At 66.0% G+C, this 1,316-nt stretch carries 1 protein-coding gene; it reads right to left on the bottom strand.

The genetic code is table 11. The features are described from left to right. The coding region (locus DC522_RS33530) for a D-amino acid dehydrogenase (RefSeq protein ID WP_133239461.1) at window positions 1–1,271 on the bottom strand (1,271 nt) is incomplete at its 3' end. Between the last annotated feature and the right edge of the window lie 45 nt (window positions 1,272–1,316).

Below are 1,316 nucleotides of genomic sequence, written 5' to 3'. Positions count from 1 at the left end.
TGAAAGCGCCACTCATCCTTGTAGCGATCGGCGGCGAGATCCTTGTGGGACACCTCCGGCACCCGACCGGAGATCAGGTCGGCGAGCACGCGCCCGGAGCCGCAGGCCATGGTCCAACCCAAGGTGCCGTGGCCCGTGTTCGTGTACAGGTTCCTGTACCGGGTCGGCCCTACCACGGGTGTGCCGTCCGGTGTCATCGGCCGCAGGCCGGTCCAGAAACTCGCCTGCTTGACGTCGCCGCCCTGCGGGAACAGGTCGGTGACCGAATGCTCCAGCGTCGCCCGCCGCGGCACCCGCAGGCGTTGGCTGAAGCCGGCCAATTCGGCCGTGCCGCCGACCCGGATCCGATCGCCCAAGCGGGTAATCCCGACCTTGAAGGTCTCGTCCATCACGGTCGACACAGGCGCCGCATCCGGGTTCACGATGGGCATGGTCAGGGAGTAGCCCTTGACCGGATACACCGGCAGGTGGATGCCCAAGGGCTTTACCAGCTGGGGCGTGTAGCTGCCCATGGCCGCCACATAGGTGTCTGCGGTGAGCACCTCACCACCATTGACCTGCACACCGATAATCCGTTCGCCGTCTGTGAGCAGTTTCTGGACAGACGTGCCGTACCGGAACCGGACCCCCAACTGCTCCGCAATCGCAGCAAGCCTCTGGGTAAACAGGTGAGCATCCCCGGTTTCGTCGCCGAGGAGGCGCAGGCCCCCAGCGACCTTGTTCTTCACCAGACCCAGCGCCGGTTCGACGCCGACGCACCCTGCGGGATCCAGGATCTCGTACGGGACGCCATAGGCGTCGAGCACGGCCGTGTCCTCGCCGATCCTGTCGAGTTGCTTTTGCGTACGGAAGAGCTGCAGCAGCCCCTTCTCCCGGTGGTCGTAGGTGATGCCGGTTTCCTGCCGCAGCTCGCGCAGGCAGTCCCGGCTGTACTCGGCCAGGCTCACCATCCGGCTCTTGTTGCGCCGGTAGGCCTCCTCGGTGCAGTTCGCCAGCATGTGGGCGAGCCAGCCCCAGAGGCGCAGCTCGGTGCGGGGCCAGAGCACCAGCGGCCGATGCTTCATCATCAGCCACTTCAGGGCCTTGATCGGGATGCCCGGGGCGGCCCACGGCGCGGAGTAGCCGGGCGAGACCTGCCCCGCATTGGCAAAGCTCGTCTCCATGCCGGCGGCGGGCTGGCGATCCACCACCGTCACCTCATGACCCTGCTTGGCGAGATAGTAGGCTGAAGTGACGCCGACGACGCCGCTGCCGAGAACGAGAACGTGCATGGTTTGTGATCCTCAGGAATGGATGTACTGACGGTGGTAGCGTGA

It is taken from the genome of Microvirga sp. KLBC 81 (assembly GCF_003075415.1).
Lineage (GTDB): Bacteria > Pseudomonadota > Alphaproteobacteria > Rhizobiales > Beijerinckiaceae > Microvirga.
The sequence above is the reverse complement of the archived record's forward strand: the minus strand, read 5'-3'. Positions and strand labels throughout refer to the sequence as shown.